This window comes from Bacillus sp. B1-b2 (assembly GCF_009183415.1).
GTDB lineage: Bacteria > Bacillota > Bacilli > Bacillales > Cytobacillaceae > Niallia.
Genome location: NZ_WEHU01000014.1, coordinates 1 through 24,112 on the forward strand (window position 1 = coordinate 1; position 24,112 = coordinate 24,112).

The window sequence follows — 24,112 nt, forward strand, 5'->3', positions numbered from 1 at the left end:
TTAGAAAGGATCAGTCATGATTTTTGAGTGATTCTTTCTAACACCCCACCAAACGAAGTGCGGTAGTAGCTGGAGAAGAAAAATATCTCATTTTTTTGTGTCTACTTTCTTGACAGAAGACCAGAATTACATGAAATTGGAGACATTTTCCTTACTTAACCGGAAAAATACGCTTATTAGCAAGGAAATTAACATGATAATTATCATTAGTCGGAATTCTCCGCTTATTTTTGATGATTCCTACAAAGTAAAAAAAATGAAAGTGCCACAAATTTTTTTCTTTTTTATATTATCCTTCCTCATGAATCAAATGTAGACAATGCTGAAAAAGCTCCTCCCAAAACGTCTTACCTTGTAGACTTTGGGAAAGAAACATAGAGATGGTGGAATGATCTGGACTTTTTCTGGGAATAGATTCCTAGAAACTAGTAGTAGGTTGTAATCCAGTATTGATAGGGTAATTACAACAATCACATATGATTTTCCTTAATAATAGCTTCATCCTATTTACCAGAAATACTTTCAGAAAAAGGAATCTAGCTCCGTAAATTAGTTGATAAAAAATATCTTCACGTATGAATTTGCCGAATGGTGATACAACGTTCAATAGAAAAAAACATACACCTATGAATGCACAAGTGTATTTGTATAAGTCCAAAATGCACGCCAATGTGGATATAAAGATGAGTTATGAGTAATCACATTGTTCTTAGGAAGAAGTGGATATACTTACATTATTACAAACATGTATATAGAAGAAGCATTGCCAGGAAAGCAGATACTACTAAAAGAATTCATGGTTTAATACACGGTGGAAAACTCGAACATGCTGTTCTGGTTATACAGAAAGATACAGTGGAGGTTAGATTATGAAAATTATAAGTGTAAAAGACTTAAAAAAATCTTACGGAAAGAACCAAGTGCTCAAAGGGTTAAATTTCGAGGCAAATGAAGGAGAAATTATTGGAGTCATTGGAAAAAATGGTGCTGGTAAATCCACCTTTCTTGAAATTTTAATGACCATTAAAGACTTTGATCACGGTGAGGTTGTCCTTTTTAATGAGAATTTGCAAAACATCTCTATTGATAAACTGGGGAAATTAAGAAGAGATATTTCGGTGGTATTACAGCCTACACAATTTTATAAGTCTTTAAAGGTAGAAGAATTATTAAAGTTGTTTAAATCCTACTATAAGTCTAATAAACAGATTGAGGAGATTATTGCTGATTTCAACCTGGAGCTTCATCGAAGAACGTACTTTGAAAAATTATCTGGTGGATGGAAGCAGAAGGTGAGCCTTGCGATTGCCTTTTTGTCAGAGCCTAAACTGATTATCTTGGATGAACCAACGACTGGTTTGGATCCTCATATGCGAAATATTTTATGGTCTTACATCGTCGACTATAACAAGAGCAGAGGCGGAACAGTTATCTTAACAACCCATTATATGGATGAAATTGAAATGTATTGCGATAAAGTGATGTTAATTGAGGATGGAAAGAATGAAATGTTTGAGAGTACGGAAAACATCTTGTCACTAGGGTATAGATCGATTAATGACTTTTACCTTTCAAAAGTATCGGTATAGGAGGAAATCAATATGTTAGCAACACAGTTAAAATACGATTTAATTATGTTTTCGAGGGAGCTTTTTTATTTAATTTTCTCCATTGTTGTTCCACCAGTAACATATGTATTTTTGGGACAATTAGTTGGTGATGGTACTTTTGCAGGTGGTTTGAGCTATGCCCAAACATACACTCCATCCTTTATTCTATTGATTACGTTTTCTGTTGTTTTCTTTGCGTTCGGTTTTGACCAGGTAATGAACCGCTCCACAGGGGTGGAAAAAAGGATTAATATATCGCCTGTACATGAGCGAACATTACTTCTTTCCAATATCATAAAATCCATCATAATTACTAGCTTTGGTTTTCTACTCATAAACATAATTGGAATATTTGTCTTTGAGTTAAAATTTGAAGTCCTTATGTTCTTAGGGTCATATGGATTCTTTATTATCCTGAATGCTGTACTGTTAGTCATCTCATCTGCCATTTATTCTTTGTTCAAAGACATGAAAAGTGCATTGATCTTTTCCATCCTAATCTTCCAATTTGTTATGTTCACAGGCGATTTTTCAATTCCAGTCGAACAAATGCCAAATTTCATTCAAATGAAAGCAAAGGTTAACCCGATGTATCACATGAACCACCTTTTTATTGATGTGTGGAATCAACAAGTTCAGTTTGATAATCAAACAATTATTTCTATTTCATTCGTGCTGGCAGTTTTTATAGCAGCATTAGTTATCATCCGCTTTAATAGAAAGAAGGTTTAAGCATAAAGGGAAAAACAACAAATTAGCAGTATCTTTTGAGAAATGAAACGAAGATGGATCTTTCAAGCTATAGTTGCAGGGATAGGAGCTGGACGATTTTTCAACAGTTGCCATTCCCTGTGGAAACCCTGTATGAAAGGAAAACTATTTACTATTTATGCACAAGCCTAAGGTTAAATAATTAGTAGGTTACTTAATTTTTGAAAAAGTGGTAAAATGTTCCTAAAAGAGTCTTGGAGGAGCATTATTGTTTTGATTACATTTATCGGTAGTTCCGTACAAGTTACTATCCTTTGTTTGATTAACTTTTTCTTCGTAAGAGGGTTTGATCATGCAAAAGAGAGTTTTTATTTCGTATTAATCTTATCAAGTAGTGCATTCTTGTTATTTAATTATATAGGTATTATCGGTATTTTTATTCCAGTAGTTCTGTTAATGTTTTTTAATTATAGGTACAAAAAGGATCTAATGATTAGTATTACAGCACCGCTTTTCTCTGTTATGATTCTCGTTATTAGTGATCATTTAAGTTTCTTAGCTGGTGCCTATCTTTTTGATCTATCTTTTGAAATGATAAATGGACATCTTTCCTATTATAGTTTGCATCTGCTTTTCTTTCTCTTCTTTTCAGCAGTTCTCTGTTTGATTACTAAAATAGTGAACATACAAATGAAGCATTACATACATATATTTAAGCATTACTTTTTATTTCTGATGGCCTTAACTGTTATGACAATAGCATTCATTTATATTAATATACTTATATCCAATAGGACGGGTTTCTCAAGTGAGGTTATCCAGTTTAATAGTTACATATTTTTGGCGTATTTTGTTCTATTTATTACGATTTTAGGGTTGTTACTTTCTTCTGTTATAAAAGAAGTGAAAGTAGAAAGTAAGCAGGAAGAATATAAGCAATTACGTATGTATTCAGAGAATCTAGAAGAAATGTATGGCGAGTTGCAAAAGTTTCGACATGATTACATAAACATATTATCTTCCATGTCAGAGTATATCAGATTGAAAGATATGGATCGATTAGAAGTATATTTTAATGAAAAGGTCATGCCCACAAGTCAGGGGATAAAAAAAGATAATTATAAGCTTGGTGCATTAAAAAATGTGAAAGTAATCGAGGTAAAGGGAGTACTTGTCTCTAAACTTATTAAGGCCCAGGATTTAGGTATTGATATTTCGATTGAGGCTATAGAGTCTGTCGATCAAATACAGATGGAGTATATCTCTTTGTGCCGTTGTTTAGGAATTATTCTAGACAATGCCATAGAAGAAACAGAGCAATATGAAGGAAGTAGTATTCATATTGCCTTTATTAAGAAACAGCAAGCCGTACTTATTGTAGTCGCCAATACAATTGGTGGAGAGATCCCAAAGCTATATAAATTATTTGAACAAGGATACTCCACCAAAGGAGAAAATAGAGGATTAGGATTAAGTAATTTAAAAGAAATGATTTCAAAATGTGAGAATGTTACATTAGATACGAAAATAATGGGAAGGATGTTTTTTCAAGAATTGGAAATTGCCGATGTTGATTGAACGGAGGTGTTACTATGCTAGAGATTTTTATTTGTGAAGATGATCAACAACAAAAGGAAAGAATCACAAACTATATTAAAAACTATATCATGATCGAGCAATTAGACATGAGAGTAGCCCTCTCTACAGATAATCCCGATGAAATAATGGACTATTTGCAGTCTAACCAGGTGAATGGATTATACTTTCTTGATGTAGACTTAAAGCATGAAAAAAGTGGAATTGTGTTAGGTGCAGAAATCAGAAAATATGATGCTAGAGGATCTATAGTCTTTGTTACCACTCATTCAGAGCTCACTTATTTGACGTTTTTATATAAAGTGGAAGCACTTGATTATATTATTAAAGATGATTTTACTGATCTACAGCAGCGTGTCATTGATTGTATCGTTACGGCGAACGAGCGCTTATTGTCTGATAGTGGCGAGATGAAAAAACGGTTTCAGATTAAAAGCGGAGATAAAGTGATAAGTGAGGATTACGAAAATATCCTATTTTTCGAAACATCTTCCAAACTGCATAAAATTATTATGCATACCGATTCCAGGCAGGTAGAATTTTATGGAAAACTAAAGGAAGTAGAAGAGATTGATTCTAGGTTCTACCGGTGCCATAATTCATTTGTCGTCAATATAGAAAATATTTCGGGTATAGATAAAAAAACACGTGAGATTACCATGGTTAATGGAGAGGTTTGTTATTCATCTAGTCGTTATCTTAAAGGGTTATATAAAGCTTGGGAGAAGAATTAGGATAGGAACAAGGAACAAAAACGTAGGTGTATAAGAAGGATGATACACGTATGTTATTACAGCTTTTGGTAATATACTGTCTGCTTATAAATACCATAAAAACCCATAATAAAAAGCACATCTCTAATTTTAAGATGTGCTTTTACTAATTTCCTTTTCTAGTTCCCTAAAACATATATACTGTTCGTCCCTTAAGAAAAAAGAGGGTTTAGAATCACTCTGAGCATTTACAAAATGTAAATAAATATTAATATTCTATAATTTTTTGTAAATTCTATATTTTTTCTATAATCTGCTTGTTAACGGTTTTATAACAATATACAATGATTATGGGTAGGTTTGTTATATCTCGATAGTAAAAAAACAAGCAAGTATATACATAAGAAATAGATATGTATATAAACCTATACTTATTCAAAACTACAACACTATTTCTTTACAAAGGATGTGAAAAAAGAGAATAGCTTTTTTAGTAGATTTTAGATTTAAGAATTTGATTTGTAAAAAATCATGTGTGGGAAAATACATATATTAAACTTACTATTCTACTTAGATGATCGCTAATAGCGAATTCCCCTCGTGGTTCAATCTTTTAATGACAGAGGCATTTTTTTGAATAATGGTGCCTATCATTATCAAAATATTGTCATTTCGAGACGTCCGAAGCATGAAGCTAATTTGAAAAAATTAAGAGGAGAAAAAACATGAAAAGAAGAAATAAGAGAAATCTTAGTATTATCACGATAATTGCTATATTTTTTAGTTTATTCTCACCAGTGGCTAATCTGAATGTAAAAGCTGAAACAGTTGTAGCTACAGATCTACTTATCTCTGAATATATAGAGGGGTCTAGTAATAATAAAGCTATCGAGTTATATAATGGAACGGGAGCTGATCTTGATTTAAGTCAGTATAGCCTTGTAAAGTATACAAATGGTGTAGAGGAAAATCAGTCTAAACTTACTCTATCTGGTACTTTAAAAAAGGGCGAAACATACGTAGTCTATAATAATCAAGCTGATGATAAAATAAAAGCAAAAGGTAATCTTGAAAACTCATCTGTTATTAATTTTAATGGTAATGATCCTATCGTTCTATTAAAAGGAGAAACTATCATTGATTCTATTGGCCAAGTTGGCTCAGCAGCTGATTTTGCTAAAGATGTGACTCTAATTAGAAATAGCGATGTTCTAACTGGAGATAGCAACATTACAGATGCTTTTGACAGTAGTACAGAATGGGAGAGCAAAGGAATTAATTTCTTTGATGGTCTTGGAACACATACGTTAGGCACAGTTATTCCTGAAGAGCCAACACCACCAGTTACTGCTATTTCTGTTGCAGATGCTCGTGAACTTGGTGCAGGTAATACTGTAACGATAGAAGGAATTGCAACAACGAATACTGGTCTTTGGGGCGGCTCCACATTCTATATGCAAGATGAATCTGCAGGGATGTTTGTATATGCTAGTCCTAAATCTGTTAAGCCAGGAGAGAAAGTAAGAATTACTGGTGAATTAAAGACATATAAAAATGAACTTGAAATTGTACCAACAAGCCTTGATATTCTTTCATCCGAAAATGAACTACCAGCAGCGGAGTCTGTTAAGGAAGTAACTGCTTCTACACAAGGTGAATTGTTGAAGTTACAAAATGTTACAATTTCTGAAATGTCGAAAGATAGCTATGGAACAGCTACATTCCAAGCTGTATTTGAAACAGGAGAAAAGGTAACAGTTATTCATGATAATCGTACAGGCTCTACTTATGATGATTTAATTAAGCATTACAAAGAAGGAGATAAAGTTCATCTTACAGGACTTGGATCTATTGATGACACTGGTTTCCATCTAAAAACTACTGGACTTGAAAGCTATGATTTAGTAAATAAGCCAGCTGTTTTTACAACACAAACACAAGGTGTTGTTCCAGCCGATACAAAGGTTGAATTAAATTCTGGTCTTGAGAATGCGGTAATCTATTACACAACAGATGGTTCCACACCAACTGAAACAAGCACAAAATACACAGCACCAATCGCGCTACAAACAGGTGAAACTACTATTAAAGCAATTGCTGTTGTTGATGGTACAGTAAGTGATGTATTTAGCTTTACGTTTAAAATTCTAAATACTGAAAATATTAAAATCCATGATATTCAAGGAAAAGGACATACTTCCGAATATAATAAAGCTTCCGTTAATAACGTTACTGGTGTAGTAACTCATGTAATCAGTGGAAGCAGTTTTGTTATGCAAGATGTTGAAGGTGCAGATACAGATAAAGAAACATCTGAAGCTATTGAAGTGTATAAATCATCTCATGGTGTAGCTGTTGGAGATTTAGTATCTGTTAGTGGAACAGTAACAGAATATGGCGGTGGAGCTACATTATCTAAAACCCAAATTACTGAGGCGACTATTGTAAAAAATGGTACAGCTGAACTACCTGCTCCACTTGTAATTGGGAAAGATATCATCCCTCCAAATAAAATAATTGATAATGATGAAATGAAATCTTTTGATCCAGAAGAAGATGGAATTGACTTCTGGGAATCTGTTGAATATATGCGTGTTTCATTCCCAGATGCTCTTGTAGTTGGAGCTCCTTATTCTAATGATGTGCCAATTATTGTAGAAAGCACAACAAATAATACGTTAAATAATCAGGGTGGATTAAATATCGCAAAAGATGATTATAACCCTGAAAAAATCTTTTTAGATAATGTAGGAAGTAACTTCCAACCTGGTGATCAGTTTAATGGCGATGTAGTAGGTGTTATTACTTATGCAAGCAATGGATATCAATTAGCAGTTGATAAGAACGAATTACCAAGCGTAACAAAATCAAACTTAACACAAGAAGTTACTCATATTGTGCCAGCAGAAGATAAATTAACAGTTGCTGCTTACAATATTGAAAACTTCTCTAATAACAAATCAAACACTCCAGATGCAAAGGTAGCGAAAATTGCTAAATCATTTGTGGAGAACATGAAATCTCCTGATGTTATTACTCTTGTAGAGGTTCAAGATAATGATGGAGAAACTAATTCTGGAAATTCAGATGCATCAGAAAGCTATGAACGTTTAATCAATGCAATTGTTGCTGCAGGTGGTCCAACATATAAATGGACAGATGTAGCTCCAGTTAACAATACAAACGGTGGAGCTCCTGGTGGAAATATTCGAGTTGGTTACCTTTATAACCCTGAACGTGTGTCATTAGTTGAAGGTACAAAAGGTGCAGCTACTGAAGCTAACGGATGGACAGAAGCTGGTAACTTGACATTAAACCCAGGTGTTGTTAATCCAGATGCATTTAGTGATACACGTAAACCAATTGCTGCAGAATTTGAATTCAAAGGTCAACGAGTTGTTGTTATCGGAAATCACTTGAATTCTAAAGGCGGAGATGAGTCTTTATGGGGTTCTAACCAACCACCTAAATTAGGCTCAGAAGCAGAACGCATTAAACTAGCACAAGAAGTGAATAACTTCATTAAAGCAGGACTTGAAAAAAATCCTGGACTAAATGTCGTTGTTGCTGGAGATATGAATGATTTCGAATTCACACCAGCTCTTGATACATTAAAAGGTGATATTTTAACAAATATGGTAGAGAAAGTTCCTGCCGAAGATCGATTCTCTTATTTCTTCCAAGGAAACAACCAAGTATTAGATCATATTTTAGTATCAAATAACTTAGCAGATAAAACGACAGCAGATATGATTCACCTTAATGCAAACTTTACAGAAGCAACTGGACAAGCATCTGACCATGATCCAGTATTAATTCAAGTAGATTTACCTGATTTAACAATCATTCATACAAATGATATTCATTCTGCTTTAGATAATGTCCCTAAAACAATAACAGCTCTGAAAGACATTAGAGGTGTAGCACCTAATTCACTTCTTCTTCATGCAGGAGATCAATTTACAGGAACATTATACTTTAATGAATTCCAAGGAAAAGCTGATTTAGCTTTACTTAACTTAATGGATATTGACGCGATGACTTTTGGGAACCATGAGTTTGATTTAGGATCATCAGCAGAAGGCCACCAGGCATTGGCTAACTTTATTGATAAAGCAAATTTCCCATTTGTAAGTGCGAACGTTGATTTCTCGAAAGATGATAAATTTGCTAAAATATACAACGATTCTTTTGAATCTAATGCAAAAAAGGGCAATATCTACAATGGAATAATTAAAGAAGTAAACGGAGAGAAAGTCGGTATTTTCGGTTTAACAACAGAAGAAACAGCTGATATTTCTAGTCCAGGATCCATTGTGTTCGAAAACTATCTGAAAGAAGCTGAAAAAGCAGTTAAAGCTTTTGAAGATGCAGGTGTTAACCGAATTGTCGCACTGACTCATATTGGATATGACGACAACGCAGCAATTGATAATGATTTAATTCTTGCTGAAAAAGTGGAAGGCATTGACGTAATCGTTGGTGGACATAGTCATACAACATTAAGCAAACCAGATATTGTGGACAAAGATGAAACACCTACTGTTATTGTTCAAACTGGTAACTCAAATAGTAACCTTGGCGTATTAAATGTAAGCTTTGATGAAAATGGTGTTGTGGACTCTTATGATGGGCACTTAATTGCTATCGGTTCTCAAGTAGAGGATGAAGAAGCAGTTAAAGAATTAGCATTTTACAAAGCAGAAGTTGATAAACTGTCTCAATCAAAAATTGGCGTGACTACAAAGTATGCTTTAGAAAGCCCACGTACAAACGGTGATGATACAAAACCAAGTGTTCGTAAAAATGAGACAATCTTAGGAAACTTAATTACAGATGGAATGCTTGAGAAAGCAAAATCATTCACTGGTAAAAATGTCATTATGGCATTACAAAATGGTGGTGGTATCCGTGCATCAATTGACAAAGGTGATATCACTGTTGGAGAAGTAATCACAGTACTACCATTCAACAACACACTAGCAACTATGGATGTAACAGGTGCAGAATTAAAAGAAGCATTTGAAATTTCTCTAGGTCAATATCCAAAAGAAAACGGTGGCTTCTTACATGTAGCAGGTGGAAAAGTAGTATATGATAAAACAAAAGCAGCAGGAGAGCGCATTGTATCTGTTTCTTATTTAAATGAAGATGGTAAATATGTAAAAGTTCAAGATGATGTAACGTACACAATCGCAACAAATGCCTTTACTGCTAAAGGTGGCGATGGCTATGATGTTTTTGCTAAAGCATATGCAGAAGGACGTGTAACTGATTTAGGACTTTCTGATTGGGAAAACTTCCGTGATCATTTAATTAGTATTGGATCTGATGGAATTCCTACAGAAGTGGAAGGAAGAATTCTTGATGTGACTCAAGTTACTGAAGAAGAGCCAGGAGACGGATCAGGTGAAACACCAGGAGACGGATCAGGTGAAACACCAGGAGACGGATCAGGTGAAACACCAGGAGACGGATCAGGTGAAACACCAGGAGACGGATCAGGTGAAACACCAGGAGACGGATCAGGTGAAACGCCAGGAGACGGATCAGGTGAAACGCCAGGAAACGGATCAGGTGAAACGCCAGGGAACGGATCAGGTGAAACACCAGGAAACGGATCAGGCGAAACACCAGGAAAAGGATCAGGCCAAAATTCAGGACAAGACTCAGGAAAAACTTCTAATGAGCTTCCGAATACTGCAACAAACAGTTTTAATATGTTACTTGCAGGATTTATGTTACTAATAGTTGGTTTTGGTTTATACTTTGTTAAGAGAAGAAATGCTAAAACTAATTCTTAAGTAATAAATAGAGAGTTTTGATTTTCCACATCTTCATCCTAATTCATAGGGTGAAGGTGGGAGGCAATGAAAACCCACTCTATCCTGAAGTAAATGAAAAGGCCCTGCTAACTAAGGGAAGTTATAAGGGGTTAGCTAGCTTGAAGAAGATGATCTCTGTAAAAGGGGTCATCTTTTCTATGGGAAAGAATATCCCAAGATAGGAATCTAAAAAGCTTACAGAAAGATATTTGTAATTGATTAAAGCTACAGAAAAAATATCGATAGTGATAGAAGACAATTGGTCAACAATTTTTTCATAGAATAAGACCTAAACCCTTTTGTGTTCGAAAAAGGATTTAGGTCTTATTTCTATTATGTATATGATTATAACTTCATTATAGTATGTTGCACTGTTGATAATAAAGGAAACCAATAATATGGAGGAAAAAAATAAGCTCGTTTCAGGTAGTCAGTTTGTCTTACTGTCCACTATGAAAGGAGCAGATTTATTTTCCAATACGATTATGTAGTTAGATCTAGCTTTGAAAATAATATTTTTCAGTATTTGAGATGTGTTCTTTTAATTGAATTATGGCGTTGTTAAGATCACCCTCAATTATTTGATCAATAAGCAAAAGGTGTTCTTCTGCTCCACCAAGAGTTCTTCTTTCAGTAAAAAAATCTTGGGTACGAACTCGTTGAAAGTCATCAGAAAGGCTATTTAAAAATTTAATTATATACTTATTACGACACATCGAATTTATATAATTGTGAAATTCATAGTCTAACTGGTGAAGCTTTTTATAATCTTTATTCTCAATATTGATAATAGATTCATTTTTAAACTTTAATAATGTTTCGGAATCTAGGTGAGGAAATGCGAGTTCAAATGCAACAGGTTCAACAATATGTCTTGATTGGAACAATTCTTTAATATTTTGAGTGGTTAGGGTAGTAACGAATGTTCCTTTTTTAGGAATAATTTGTACTAAATTTTCAGTTTCTAATGCATTAATTGCTTCCCTTACTGGAGTTCTACTTACACCAAAAAGTTCAGCTAACTTAGTTTCCTCTAAATATTCACCCTCACTAAGTTCATTATTTAGAATTTTACTTTTTAATAGTGTATACACCTTTTGTTTTAAGCTTTGTGTCATACTTTTCACCCAACTCTATTTGTTAACCTTAAAATACGGTTATCTTATTGTACCATATTTTTAAAAAAATAATAAAAATTAACTTTAAATAGTTTTTCAAGGGAATTTGAATATAAATAGGGAAAAAATATTTTATATTCTTTTAAAGAAAGGGTTTACATTATATCAATCAGTTGGTATTATATTTCTTGTATACACGAAGTATACGAGAAATATATATAGTATGTCTCAATACAGTGGGGTGATGGAAAATTGATTAAGATTGGTATTATAGCTGATGATTTTACAGGAGCCGGAGATGCTGCTTCATTCTTAAAATTAGAAAATGCAAATTGTATCTTAGTTAATGGTGTTCCTAAAGAAGATTTTAAATTAGATAATAATATGGATGTTGTTGTCATTGCGTTAAAAACAAGAAGTGTATCTAAAGAAGAAGCAATTAGTGAGGTAAATCAGGCATATGATTTTTTGAATAAAATCGGTACTAGAATGATTTATTTTAAATATGGTTCAACATTTGATTCAACAGCTGACGGAAATATAGGTCCAGTATTAGATCATTTACTAGAGAAAATGAATGTAAAATATACGCTTCTTTCGCCAGCTTTACCAATAAATAATCGAAAAGTAGAAGATGGTATTTTATACGTAGATGGTTTACCAATTGACCAAACACATATGAGATTTCATCCACTAAATCCAATGGATGAAAGTGATTTAAAGATATTATTAGAAAGACAGAGTAAATATAAAGTATTTAAATTAACGATTTCTCAAATGGAGAACTTTTTATCAGATGTAGAATCCTTCGATAAGTATATAAATGAAAAATCGGAAGAAAATGAAAAGTTTTATCTTGCTGTGGATTATTTTAAAGAGGAACATGGCAAAATAATCGCTGAATTATTTGGAGATTTAAAGCTGTTTAGTGGATCTTCGGCACTGCCGGCTTGGTTATATAAAACTTTAGCTCAATCTAGAAAAGACTTTGTTCCAGTTGACTACTCTACTAATGAAGATAAATCAACTACAATAAGGGGTGGAGTATTAGCAGGAAGTTTATCTCAAGCTACTCAAAGTCAGATAGCCACCTTTATAAACAAAGGCTATGCTAGTTATTCCATTCAAGTAAGAGAATTATTAAACTCTATTGACACAGTAAAAAAAGAGATTATGTATTTTATTGATGAGAATCTAGACAATGTATTTATTATCTATAGTGAAAAAAATAAAGATGATAATCCAGAGATTCATAATAAAGTGGGTGCTCTTGTAGAAGAAGTATTATCATTTGCAGGGGAATATTCAATAGATAAAGGAATTAATAGTTTAGTAGTTGCAGGGGGAGAAACATCTGGAGCTGTAGTCAAAAATATGAATCCTAATACTTTTTATATCGGAGAGGTTATTAGTCCGGGAGTGCCTGTGTTAATCCCAAATAATTATCAGAATTTGCAAGTTGTTTTGAAATCTGGGAATTTCGGAGAAGCCAACTTTTTTGTTGAAGCATTAGAAAAAATGAATGGAGGGAACGATAGTGGACGATAAATTAAAGCAAATGATGGATGATGCCATTTGGGTCGGAAAAAATTTATTCTCACGAGGTAAAGTAAGTGGTTCTGCTGCGAACTTAAGTTTCAGATATGATAATAAGATTTACATTACTAGAAGTGGTTCTTGTTTTGGTAGATTAGACATAGATGACTTTTCGATTTTGTCACTAGATGGAACTGTGTTAAATGAGATCAAACCTAGTAAAGAGTGGCCATTACATTTAGCATTATTTCAAAAAGACCAATCGGCTGAGGCAGTAATTCATACTCATAGCACTTATGCAACATATTGGTCTTGTCAAAAATGGGATGGATTATCGGAATTAATACCTACTCCTACACCATATTTAAAAATGAAAGTAGGAGAGGTAGGCTTTGTTCCATATGCTCCTCCAGGAACGCAAGGATTGTTTGAGGCATTTGAAAACTCACTAAAAGAGACAAATTGTTATTTACTTGAAAATCATGGACCAATCTTAGCTGATAAAACAATGTTAGATGCTTTTTATGCTATAGAGGAATTAGAAGAGGCTTCAAAAAATGCGTACTTACTTAAAACATTATAGGGGGATGTTGTTAAGTTAATAGAATTAGTGGGGGGAAATTTACTTTTATTCTATTGAGCTGTCACTGAATTCAGTATTGTAGTGTGTATGTAAAATAATATTAATTTAAGTAAATCACCAATTATAACATTATGAACTTAGGGAGAAGTTATTATGGGAATTGAAACTTTAACAATTATTTCAGTAGTTGTATTACTATTAATGTTTGTTATAAATGCAAAGTTACCTATTAATATGGGGATATTAGGTTTCGTTGCTACGTTTATTTTGGCCATTATTACTGGTGTTTCTGAGGATACGATTTTCGGAGAGTTTCCAGTAAACTTATTCATCATTTTAACAGGGGTTACCTACTTTTTTGGTATTTTACAAGATAATGGAACAATTGATTTAATTACAGCGTCTTCTTTGAAACTGGTAAAAGGAAAAAGAATGCTTATTCCTTGGATTATGTTTTTCCTAGAATTATTATTAACGAGTATTGGAACACAGGGAACTGCAGCTATTATCATAGTAGCTCCGATTGCTTTACGTTTAGCTCATAAAATTGGGTTTAATCAGTTAGGAATGTCCTTAATGGTTGCTTGGGGGATGGTTGGAGGAATCTTCTCACCATTAAACGTTATGGGAATTATCGTTCGAGGGGTAGTGGAAGAGAGTGGCATTGCATTTAATGCCAATACACTATACTTACTTTCTACGTTATTCTCGGTAGGATTAGCTTTACTAACTTTTATCATCTTTGGCGGATTTAGAAAATCAAAAGCAAATGACACAAGCAAAATTTCTGAAGAAAATGCAGAATTACAAGCAATTTTAAATCCAACTATTGAAGTTACAACTTATCGTATAGTATCTTTATTAGCATTAGTAACTTTAATCATTTTAGGTATGGTTTTTGAAATGAATATGGGATTTGCCGGATTAACACTTGGTCTTTTACTTGCGTTATTTGATACGAAGCGACAAAAAGAAATTGTAAGCAAAATTCCATGGAGCATCATCTTAATGGTTTCGGGGATAGTGACATATGTGGGAGTACTGGAACAAATCGGTGTAACAGAGTACATTACAGATATGATTTCACAAGTAGAAAATCCGATCATTGCCATATTAGTGACATGTTATATTGGTGGAGTTATTTCAGCATTTGTTTCAACGACAGGTTTCCTTGGTGCTGTGGTGCCATTATTAATTCCAATGTTAGCTACAGGAGATATCTGGGTTATGGGAGCGATCGCAGCTGTTTGTATCGCTTCAAGTATAGTTGATATCTGTCCATTCTCAACGACAGGAGCCATTTTTGTAGCGAATGCTCAAGGTGAAGCAAAAGCAACATTCTATAATCATTTGTTAAAAGCTTCCGTCTTTATTATTGCTGTAGGTCCTCTCGTAGCATGGTTAGTGTATGTAGCATTTTTCTAAGAGATAATGAAAACGGTTAAGTAGATATATGGTGAAATTTATGGAAAGCGGAGGTAGAAAGAAATGGATTATACGAAGTTACTTGATTATAATAAAAAGATTAAGCTAGGTATTGTTGGAGCTTCTCAAGGTTTTGGCTATACATCATTGGTTCAAATAAAAAATGTAGAGCAAATTGATATTCACATCGTTTGTTCCATAGATATGGATGCAAGCTACAATGCATTAATTGAGAGCGGATACAATAAAGAGAAAATCGTTATCTGCCATAATGTAGAGGAAATGAAGCAAACAAATGAAAGCGATATAATTGTAGTAGATGATTATAAATTGGTTTTGGAATCAGGTATCTCTTCTGTATTAGAGGCAACTGGTAACATAGATGTTGGAACGTACATTGCTGAAAATGCATTAACAAAAGGAATTAATGTTTATATGGTTTCTAAGGAAACAGATAGTTTCAGTGGAACTTATTTTAACCAATTAGCACATGAAAATGACGCTGTTTATGCTCTAGTAAATGGAGATCAACCCCGCAATTTAGTAGATTTATATTCTTGGGGAAAACTACTGGGTCTAAACATTGTAGCAGCTGGTAAATCTAGTGAATATGATTTTGTATATGATAGAGACTCTGGCCAAATCACCTATACAGACGGAAAAGAAGTATACTATAATGCACCTGAGATAATGAATGCTTGGGAATATGAAGATACAAATACATTACAACAAAGATATGAAGTTTTAAAAGAACTTACTGGAACAATTGCGGCAGATGTTTGCGAAATAAATTTAGTATCTAACGTAACTGGTTTAATACCAGCAGCTGCAGGACTTAATTATCCAATTGCAAAAGCTAACGAATTAGCAGATGTTTTTGTACCGAAAGAAGATGGTGGGATATTAGATCGATCTGGGGTTGTAGATGTCTTTTATCAATTAAGAGAAAAGCATGAACCTAGTTTCGCGGGTGGCGTATTTATTGTTTTTGAGCTTAATAACGAAACTCTAGTTGACCTGTTAAGAGGAAAAGGTCATGTTATTAGTAAGAATGGAAAATACGGTTGTATTTATCATCCATTCCACATGATGGGACTAGAAGCACCATTGTCAATCATACTTGGAGAACGTCTAGGAGTAGGAACACGCAATGATACTCGCCAAGTATCCGTTATGGTAGGAGTTGCCGAGGAAGATATGCAAGCAGGACATACCTTTACCGTATATGGACATCATCATGAAATTAAAAATGTTAAACCTCAATTATTTGAAAGAAAAGAAGCGAAAGATGCTGTTCCATTCTATTTACTAAATAATGTAACATTGAAAAATAATGTGAATAAAGGGGATGTAATTTGTTTCGAGGATATTGAAGATGCTTCGACTCAAAATAACGCATTTGAAATTTATGAAAAAGGTTTATTGGTAGAGTAGATAATAGTATTGATGAAACACTAACTCCGTGACTGGGGTTAGTGTTTTTTCTAACGTACATATCGATTATTAACAAGTTATTATTAGTAGTAATATGGGTTGTTTTATCTGAAACACATAAAAAAGACAAGCATTAAGTAGCTTGTCTTTACTTCTATTAACAGTATGAAAATCGGTTAGGACATTATGAGAAGTGACTTGTATCAAGCCTCATCTGTTGGAATGCGGTAGTTTGGGTTAGATTGATTCCACCCACCACCTTCTTCAACGCTACTATTAATACTTGAATCACCATCACCATCTACCCATATTTCACGGCCATCAGGAAGAGTTCGCCAATGAGGTTCTACTGAATGTGAATTAGGGTTCTCTGCTTGAACATAATCTATATTCTCTTCTACGACTAATTTATTGGTTGAATCTGCAGTAAGATTGCTGTTAGTATCTAATCCACCCTCATTACCATTAATATCAACAATATCAGCTGCATCTAAAACAGATACACCAAGAGTAGCAATAAGTGCTGTTTTACCTAAGTGTTTCGCACCTTCTAAAGCACGGTTAGAATCTCCATCTATTAGCCCACCAGCTACGTCTCCAATATTACTAACTGTAGTGGAGATACCATGACCAACAGCCTTAGCTGTATTTCCAATTCCTTCTCCTAAATCGTCAAATCCTTGATCTACTTTTTGATTGTCTTTCGTAATTAGTCCACTACCTACATTCCAAACGCCCTCTGCTACATTACCAATCTGTTTACCAGCGAATTCAGTAGAATGTTTAACACCATCTCCAACATCTTTAATAAACTCTGAATTAGTTAGTTCGCCTACACCTTTTATAAGCCCACCTGTTACATTTCCAACTAACCAACCAGCGCCTTCTCCTAGTCCTTTTAAGAATCCCATTATTTATGCCACCTTGTTTTATGTTTTATAGGTCTATATTACCGTATTGAATGATTATAGACTATTGTTTTTTCCAGTTTTTATTATTATGTTACAAATAATGGGTTGGTATTGAGTCAAAAGATGTAAATGAGTTACTAGTAGAATTAATTAATTAATGTATAAACTTACATGTATTCGAGGATAAGAATGACTTTATTCAGTATATTCAACCCCAATTACACAACTTTAACCGACTAACAACAAGTTAATATTTTCATGAAATATAGGGAAGGGAAATTACTTGATGTTGATTTCTTTTCTCCCAAGTGACTGGGCTTTTGAAATCATTCGCTTGAAGGTAGAGCGACTAATAGCAAATTGATCTTGTTCATGCGTCGCTTTTGTAGTAGCTATTTTGGCATTGCTAACGCCAACTACACTTGAAAAGAAACGGATAAGTCTTTTTAGCCCACAAGTTCTGACTTCGTAAATTTAGATTTTACATCAACCATCCATTGCTCGATCTGATTATTAAAGTCTCGAATGTCCTTAAATTGTGATAAATGTTTAAAAGACTTAATGTTACATAGCTGCATAACTAATCAACCTCCAAATTTAATATACTTACAGGGGAAAAGATGTAATAAGACATATTGTCAAATTCAAGGATAACCATTTCTTCATCGAAAATTAGATATTTCCATCTACTTATAGAGGCTGTGTCCATTGAATTTAGATAATTTTTACCATACAATTTCCAATTCATTCATTTATAATGACATATATACGAAAGAATGAAGAGGAGAGGAAGTGAGAGATTTGAATCATAAAAAGCAGTTAAAAACACTCGCTTTAGAGAAAATAACACAAATAATGGATTCATTATCAAATGAATCAAAGGTTAGATACCATGTGGCAATCAAAGAGTTTGCTGAATTATATCTGGAGGATGAGGTTGTCTTTCAAGAACTTTATTATGCGTATAAGGAGGGGCTCTCTTCCTACACTATCCCAAGCACAGAGGGAGAAGTGATTTATTATAGAAGGGAAGAAGGAGAGCATGGAATTCAGTTTGAAAAAAAAATACTTCCGACTACAAGAAGAGCCTTTCTTCCACCTTGTTACGTCCTCCATTGAAATCATGCGAGAAATGTTACCACTAGGAACGGTTGTGGAACTAAATCCACGCCACTTTCTTCCAGAACAGTCTACTTCTTCTCCGACCAAAGTGGTTATCACCGAGCGTTATATTGTCCCAACAGGTTATCAAACGTATTTTCCATATGGTGGGGTGATTTATCCTGTAGGAGAGCTCAAGAAAGATGCGACTATTTATTTTACCGAGCCGCTGATTACGAATGTGGTCCATACAGGGTATAGAGATGAAATGGAAGAAGCATTTGAATTGCTGATCAAGGAAGATTTACTAGTAAAAGAGAATAGAAGATCCATCGAATTTTCCACAGAAGACATGAAAGGTCTTCAATCAGAAATGGAAGCGAAGGAAGGGCTGGTGAAAGATAATGGCACTCTATACATCTAACTTTTCTTATGGAATGGTTTCCGATATTGTTTCCTCTCTGGAGGATGCCAAACACGAAATAAAGGAAAATTTTGACCAAATGGACTTGGAAAATGCTTCTGTACAAGAAGAAATGAGTGAAAAAGTAGAAAGTATGATTTCGGAGATTAATCAACTCATTTTCAGCATTCAATCGGTTCATTTTAGATAGAAAAATAGGTAGAGAGGAGTTTACAATTGGGAACAACAAAAATAAAGATGGATGTTCACGATTTACAAGCCACTTTACAAAAACTAGAATCCAGTATGGATGAGTTTCGGAGTTATACAGACAGCTTTCGTTCTGGTACGAGAGACCAGTTAAAGAGTTTCAGCTCTGATTTTATCGAAAAAATAGATGCGGTTCTAGATAATATGAATGACGATATTAATAGTGATTTACTAAAGGATTTAGAGGATATTCATAGAGCTGGTAAGAAGATACTAGATGAAATGAAACAGGCAGATGAAGAGGTCGGAGAGATGATTCGGAGTGGTCCGTCATGAAAAGGGATATACAAATAAATTACGGTGTCCTAGATCAGATTATCGAACAGCTGCATACATACAAGAATGCCCTACACCAAATGGAGCAATCCTTAACGTCTATCGCCGTGTATGTAGAGAATAATGAAGGAAAGAGTCTGGATGCTTGGGATGACCGGATGCAACAGTCGAAGAAGCATATCAAAAGCTATGAAAATCAGATAGATGATCTTCTGAATTTATTTGAGAACTATGTGAGTGATTCTACTACTTATATTAGCCCCCTTTCTAGAAACAGTATGATGCGAGTAAATCGGAATGATATATGGTGGAATCTTTCGCAGATGGAATCAGGTTTAAATAATCATCTATATCGTGTAACAATGGAAACAAATAAGTCCCCGAGTTTTTTATTCAGTATGTTTGACGATGTGACGCCAGAAGAAAAGGAAAGAAGTAGATATAATAAACAACAGATTGAAGGCATACGAGGGGATCTGAAATCTAGTAAGAGAATACTAGAGAAGAAAATGGAAGACTTATGGGATCTTTATGATTCGAAAGTAAAGAAGTTTGAAAACGTAGATGATGACTATGCCAGTAAAGCTAATGTCGTCAAAAAGTCCTATACAAGTTTCTTAGAAGGAATTGGGGATGTTGTTTCGGGAACGGCTGAAGGAGCTTGGAATTTCGTAAAAGGGCTGGGGTAGCGATTTATGAAATAGCAGAAGGGCTCATTAGCCTAGTGGTAGATGCAGGAATCATTGCCGTATCAGGAATTATTCCAGACTCCGTAGAACCAGCATTTATTAAAAATGCTTCCACTACCAGAATAGAAACCTTTAACGAAACGCTCGAACAGATCATAGATGACCCCATCCTCGTCCTGGAATCCGTAGCTCAATCCATATCAGACACGGCAGAAAAAGATGGGATTATGTATGTAGCTGGAGGGGCAGCAACTTCTCTGATTCCGTATGTAGGGCAGACGAAATATCTTAAACTATTAAAAGTAGATAAAGGCAACCCTATCAAATCGAATGGAGTATCCCCGTCCATTGCGATAAAAACAAAAGAACTTGTTCAAAACAATAAAGTGTTTGAAGGAATCAAGAGAGAAACGGTAGAATGGTATAGAGACGTAAAATATAGCGGAACCAAAATGGTTCAAGAAGTGAATCAATTCCTTGGTAGAACTCTATTTCCTAACCAAAACCTTCAAGTAAGTATGGCGAATCAAGTGCCGATTAATGTGTTAAGTAGGTTGGCGGTGGAGGATCGGATTGATTTGGTTGTTTATCGGTTTGATGGGAAGGTTACAAAGAAGACGGGGAATACTGTAAGTGATTATATTAATGATATAATTGTGAACGGAAAAGTAGATGCTGTTAGGGTGAATAAGCTTAAAAATGCTATACAGAATAATACTTTTAGTGTAGATGAGCTGTCTGAGGTTAGAAAAAAGATGTCTGAATTAGGCATTACTAAAGAATATGAAGAAGCATTAATTAAAATGGATTTTGGTAAGTATCTCAGAGGACTAATAGGTGAGCCACCTATTGATATGATAAATCCACATGCACATCATATTCTATTTAAAAAAGGTCTAGGTCCGAAGCAGCAAGAGTTGGTTCGAGAAGGCCAGGAAATATTAAAAAGGTATGGGATAGATCCAATAATTGGGGAAGAAAACCTTGTCTGGGCACCAAATGCCGTAGTAGGACAACATAGTCTTGATGCTTTAGAGTTAGTAGTTAATCGATTAAAAGCTATTGAAGAAATGGGTGGTGACTTTGATGATATTGTTGAAGCGCTTGAAGATTTAGGAGACATAGCTAGTACAAGGTAGCAGGAATATAGGAGGTATGTAATATTATGGAGGAAAAAAGTCTAAATAAAACTATAAGAAATGCTATTAAGGCTGGTGATACTAACGAAGTAAAGCGATTAATAGGCGATAATCCAGAATCTTTACATTCAATGACACCATTTGGTACTTGGTTACATGTTGCAGCAAAAAAAGGACATTTTGGAATAGTAGAATATCTAATCCATAAAGGAATTGATGTTAATACAAAAGGTGATATATTTGACGCTTCTCCTTTAAGAGTGGCTGCTGGAGCGGGGCACTTGGAGATAGTAAAGTATTTAATAGAGAATGGTGCAGAAATAGATGTAAGCTTAGCAAAAAGAAATCCATTATTTGGAGCAATTTATGGCGGGCATAAAGAAGTAGCGGAGTTTCTAGTTGAAAAAGGAATAGATATTTCAATTAGATATAATGGAGAGAATATTAAGAATGTGGATGCATATGAATACGCTAGACAATTTGGACAAACAGAAATCGCTGAATATTTAAAACAGAAGATGGAGGAAAAACAATAAAAAGTCATTAAAGACTAGTAGGCTGAAATTTTAAGATTGATATGTTCAGCAGATTAGAAATGAGATTATAAATAGTATCATTAATTAAGCACTTGATTGCATTTTTAGGCAACAAGTGCTTTTGTTTTTGATGGAATAGAGACGTAAAATATAGCGGAAACAAAATGGTTCAAGAAGTGAATTACTTCCTTGGTAGAACCTTATTTCCTAACCAAAACCTTCAAGTAAGTATGGCGAATCAAGTGCCGATTAATGTGTTAAGTAGGTCGGCGATGGAGGATCGGATTGATTCGGTTGTTTATCGGTTTGATGGGAAGGGTGAGAGTAAAGAAATAGGGAATGTTACTAAGGGTATAGATAATGCTAAAGATATACCGAAATTAACTGTTGATGATATACCAACTGCAAAGAGTGGGAATTTTAATAAATTCTTCAATTCCCTTACAAGTAGGGAAAGATAAAAAGATTAGAAAGAAAATTGAACGTCAACTTAGAGAACCTGGAGGTTTACATGAGTGGCACTTAGTCTCAAGGGCTCCGCAATTTAAGTATTGGAATATTGGTGCTGAAGAGATTAAAGATTTAAGAACAGTTATATCCGATATCAAATTTGTCAATCCATATGGTGTTCATGGAGGGTTAGGCTCAACTAAAGCACATAATGGATTGTTAGCAATAATAGATACTTCTAGCGACTATAATACATTTGTTAGACGACTTAATAATTGGGCTAATTATAGATTAGAGGGTGGAGTTTCGTCTTTACCACAAGGTCTAAGATTAAAGTAGGGGGATACTATAATGGAAAAACAAGGATGGGTTTCAATTTGGTTAGGGAATATTAACGATGGGGACTCAATAGGAGAGTATGTTGATTTAACGTATGATGAGGATGGCGAGTCTGTCCCATCCCAATTCTTTATTGATTTTAATATTGATATGGATGAAACAGATGAGGATACTATAGAAAAAGCGGTCTATAAGAATAGTAGTAGTGATATTTCAGTACTATTAGATGGGTGTTCGTATGAAGAAATTGTCATCCCAAAAATCCAGAAAAGTATAAACCTAAAGAAATCATATAATGCAGTAATTTTAATATATAATTTTGAATATAAAAATGAAATTAGTTCAACAGGTGCTTTTGATTTTATTGCTGCTACAAATTATGAATAAGAGAAATTTTAAAGGGATGGAGAATTGATTTAGTTGATGGTTAATTCAGAAATTACATATCTGGTAGGGTTGCTTTATAATACAGATAAGAATATTTTAATCAGCCAGTTAAAAAAAAAGTAGATAATTCACTAATACTCCATTACTTTGCTGCAAATTGTAATTGGAATAGTGGGTTTGATGTACCAACAGTCATCTTAGACAATGAGGCTTGTGATTTAGGGACAGGTTTACTAATGTTCCATTATGCAGACGGCTATCGTTTGTTAGAGAGTTCAGATGAAATTTCAAGTTCTTCATTAGAGGAATGGAAAGTTTTTTTGAGAAAGATTTATAATAAACTATTAAGCTTAGACTTTAAATCACAAGACATTTCCTTTGACCCTGAATTAACAAAAATTCAAAAGTATAAGTTAAAAAAGAATAATCCAGACCTTCCTGATGTTTTAATTAGTAAGTCTCCTGGCAAAGAGATTGATATACCTAAGATATGATGTGATTTATTAGAAACCTTGATTGGCAAAAATATTTCAAGGTTTCTTTTTTGTGTGGGCTACCTAATGCCGAATAAGCGACTTATTATTTTCAGAGTGGAGATAAGCCTTGTAAGCCATATATAACGTTTTAACAAATTATAAAGTACGTACAACACCTATAAAACATATGCCCTATTTAATGTATTCTAGCTCTTAGAAGTAATCACAAAACCATCAGTTACCATCATCTATATTCTCAAATACAATACCTTTGTTTTCTCCCTGCCTTTTAAATTTATTTTTGCAACTTTTACGTACAACAGACGATTATTTTAACGAGAGGAATACTCCACCTCGATTTACTTCAATTTTTGAAATTTCCTCGGGAATAAAGTTCCTGCAAACTCTAACAAACCATCCTAACAGTACTACTAATCAAAAGCCATTTTGTTTTTTAGAATTTCCTCATTTCATCTAATCTTGCGATTTTAAATCTAAACAACAGGAATGTCGTAGCTTCCAACGGCTAAATACCCAGGTACGGTTCTAAGTGACCTGTAATGGGAACAAGATTATGATCAATT

Annotated in this window: 21 protein-coding genes and 1 pseudogene; 20 read left to right on the plus strand and 2 right to left on the minus strand. The window is 34.0% G+C overall.

Annotated elements, in window-relative coordinates; genetic code table 11:
- Positions 1 to 869: 869 nt before the first annotated feature.
- The 5 genes from F9279_RS14260 to F9279_RS14280 all read left to right on the plus strand — a co-directional run bounded on the left by F9279_RS14260 (position 870) and on the right by F9279_RS14280 (position 10,434).
- Positions 870 to 1,589: an ABC transporter ATP-binding protein gene (locus F9279_RS14260; RefSeq protein WP_152114162.1), complete on the plus strand. Its 720-nt coding sequence runs from the start codon at positions 870 to 872 to the stop codon at positions 1,587 to 1,589.
- Between the two features lie 12 nt (positions 1,590 to 1,601).
- Positions 1,602 to 2,342 carry an ABC transporter permease gene (locus F9279_RS14265; protein ID WP_152114164.1) on the plus strand — a complete coding sequence of 247 codons (741 nt, stop codon included), beginning with the start codon at positions 1,602 to 1,604 and terminating at the stop codon, positions 2,340 to 2,342.
- A gap of 252 nt (positions 2,343 to 2,594) precedes the next feature.
- On the plus strand, positions 2,595 to 3,899 hold the full coding sequence (locus tag F9279_RS14270) for a sensor histidine kinase (RefSeq protein ID WP_193224579.1): 1,305 nt from the start codon (positions 2,595 to 2,597) through the stop codon (positions 3,897 to 3,899).
- Between the two features lie 14 nt (positions 3,900 to 3,913).
- The gene (locus F9279_RS14275; RefSeq protein ID WP_152114168.1) at positions 3,914 to 4,651 is read left to right on the plus strand and encodes a LytR/AlgR family response regulator transcription factor; all 738 of its coding nucleotides are present in this window, start codon (positions 3,914 to 3,916) and stop codon (positions 4,649 to 4,651) included.
- A 704-nt stretch (positions 4,652 to 5,355) separates the two neighbouring features.
- Positions 5,356 to 10,434 carry a 5'-nucleotidase C-terminal domain-containing protein gene (locus tag F9279_RS14280; protein WP_152114170.1) on the plus strand — a complete coding sequence of 1,693 codons (5,079 nt, stop codon included), beginning with the start codon at positions 5,356 to 5,358 and terminating at the stop codon, positions 10,432 to 10,434.
- Between the two features lie 518 nt (positions 10,435 to 10,952).
- Here F9279_RS14280 and F9279_RS14285 read toward each other — a convergent pair.
- Positions 10,953 to 11,573 (minus strand): GntR family transcriptional regulator, encoded by a 621-nt coding sequence (locus F9279_RS14285; RefSeq protein WP_152114172.1) that lies wholly within the window; start codon positions 11,571 to 11,573, stop codon positions 10,953 to 10,955.
- A gap of 252 nt (positions 11,574 to 11,825) precedes the next feature.
- Between F9279_RS14285 and F9279_RS14290 the strand changes: the two genes are divergently transcribed.
- The 4 genes from F9279_RS14290 to F9279_RS14305 all read left to right on the plus strand — a co-directional run bounded on the left by F9279_RS14290 (position 11,826) and on the right by F9279_RS14305 (position 16,551).
- On the plus strand, positions 11,826 to 13,121 hold the full coding sequence (locus F9279_RS14290; protein WP_152114174.1) for a four-carbon acid sugar kinase family protein: 1,296 nt from the start codon (positions 11,826 to 11,828) through the stop codon (positions 13,119 to 13,121).
- Positions 13,111 to 13,692, plus strand: a complete 582-nt coding sequence (locus F9279_RS14295) for a class II aldolase/adducin family protein (RefSeq protein ID WP_226793529.1) — start codon at positions 13,111 to 13,113, stop codon at positions 13,690 to 13,692. The genes F9279_RS14290 and F9279_RS14295 overlap by 11 nt, the downstream gene beginning before the upstream one ends.
- A 153-nt stretch (positions 13,693 to 13,845) precedes the next feature.
- A complete protein-coding gene (locus F9279_RS14300) occupies positions 13,846 to 15,117 on the plus strand; it encodes an SLC13 family permease (RefSeq protein ID WP_152114178.1) in 1,272 nt (423 codons plus the stop codon).
- Positions 15,118 to 15,180: 63 nt separating this feature from the next.
- A complete protein-coding gene (locus F9279_RS14305) occupies positions 15,181 to 16,551 on the plus strand; it encodes a homoserine dehydrogenase (RefSeq protein WP_152114179.1) in 1,371 nt (456 codons plus the stop codon).
- Between the two features lie 203 nt (positions 16,552 to 16,754).
- On the opposite strand, the gene F9279_RS14310 is transcribed toward F9279_RS14305, so the two are convergent.
- Positions 16,755 to 17,462 (minus strand): hypothetical protein, encoded by a 708-nt coding sequence (locus F9279_RS14310; RefSeq protein ID WP_152114181.1) that lies wholly within the window; start codon positions 17,460 to 17,462, stop codon positions 16,755 to 16,757.
- Positions 17,463 to 18,254: 792 nt separating this feature from the next.
- Between F9279_RS14310 and F9279_RS14315 the strand changes: the two genes are divergently transcribed.
- The 11 genes and pseudogenes from F9279_RS14315 (at position 18,255) to F9279_RS14360 (ending at position 23,546) form a co-directional block, all read left to right on the plus strand.
- Positions 18,255 to 18,581 (plus strand): hypothetical protein, encoded by a 327-nt coding sequence (locus F9279_RS14315; protein ID WP_152114183.1) that lies wholly within the window; start codon positions 18,255 to 18,257, stop codon positions 18,579 to 18,581.
- Complete coding sequence (locus tag F9279_RS14320; RefSeq protein ID WP_193224580.1) at positions 18,517 to 18,987, plus strand: DUF4176 domain-containing protein; 471 nt, start codon at positions 18,517 to 18,519, stop codon at positions 18,985 to 18,987. The genes F9279_RS14315 and F9279_RS14320 overlap by 65 nt, the downstream gene beginning before the upstream one ends.
- Positions 18,968 to 19,177, plus strand: coding sequence for a hypothetical protein (locus tag F9279_RS14325; RefSeq protein ID WP_152114186.1), 210 nt, complete (start codon positions 18,968 to 18,970; stop codon positions 19,175 to 19,177). Before F9279_RS14320 ends, F9279_RS14325 begins: the two co-directional genes overlap by 20 nt.
- 26 nt (positions 19,178 to 19,203) lie before the next feature.
- Complete coding sequence (locus tag F9279_RS14330; RefSeq protein WP_152114188.1) at positions 19,204 to 19,512, plus strand: hypothetical protein; 309 nt, start codon at positions 19,204 to 19,206, stop codon at positions 19,510 to 19,512.
- On the plus strand, positions 19,509 to 20,201 hold the full coding sequence (locus F9279_RS14335; RefSeq protein ID WP_152114190.1) for a hypothetical protein: 693 nt from the start codon (positions 19,509 to 19,511) through the stop codon (positions 20,199 to 20,201). Before F9279_RS14330 ends, F9279_RS14335 begins: the two co-directional genes overlap by 4 nt.
- Positions 20,174 to 21,340 (plus strand): AHH domain-containing protein, encoded by a 1,167-nt coding sequence (locus tag F9279_RS25710; RefSeq protein WP_226793532.1) that lies wholly within the window; start codon positions 20,174 to 20,176, stop codon positions 21,338 to 21,340. Before F9279_RS14335 ends, F9279_RS25710 begins: the two co-directional genes overlap by 28 nt.
- Before the next feature lie 26 nt (positions 21,341 to 21,366).
- The gene (locus tag F9279_RS14345) at positions 21,367 to 21,876 is read left to right on the plus strand and encodes an ankyrin repeat domain-containing protein (RefSeq protein ID WP_152114192.1); all 510 of its coding nucleotides are present in this window, start codon (positions 21,367 to 21,369) and stop codon (positions 21,874 to 21,876) included.
- Positions 21,877 to 22,040: 164 nt separating this feature from the next.
- On the plus strand, positions 22,041 to 22,337 hold the full coding sequence (locus F9279_RS25715) for a hypothetical protein (RefSeq protein ID WP_226793535.1): 297 nt from the start codon (positions 22,041 to 22,043) through the stop codon (positions 22,335 to 22,337).
- Positions 22,264 to 22,665, plus strand: coding sequence for a hypothetical protein (locus F9279_RS14350; RefSeq protein ID WP_226793538.1), 402 nt, complete (start codon positions 22,264 to 22,266; stop codon positions 22,663 to 22,665). Before F9279_RS25715 ends, F9279_RS14350 begins: the two co-directional genes overlap by 74 nt.
- Before the next feature lie 12 nt (positions 22,666 to 22,677).
- Positions 22,678 to 23,052, plus strand: coding sequence for an immunity 22 family protein (locus F9279_RS14355; RefSeq protein WP_152114194.1), 375 nt, complete (start codon positions 22,678 to 22,680; stop codon positions 23,050 to 23,052).
- A 36-nt stretch (positions 23,053 to 23,088) separates the two neighbouring features.
- Positions 23,089 to 23,546 (plus strand): annotated as a pseudogene (locus F9279_RS14360) (DUF4274 domain-containing protein).
- Positions 23,547 to 24,112 lie beyond the last annotated feature (566 nt).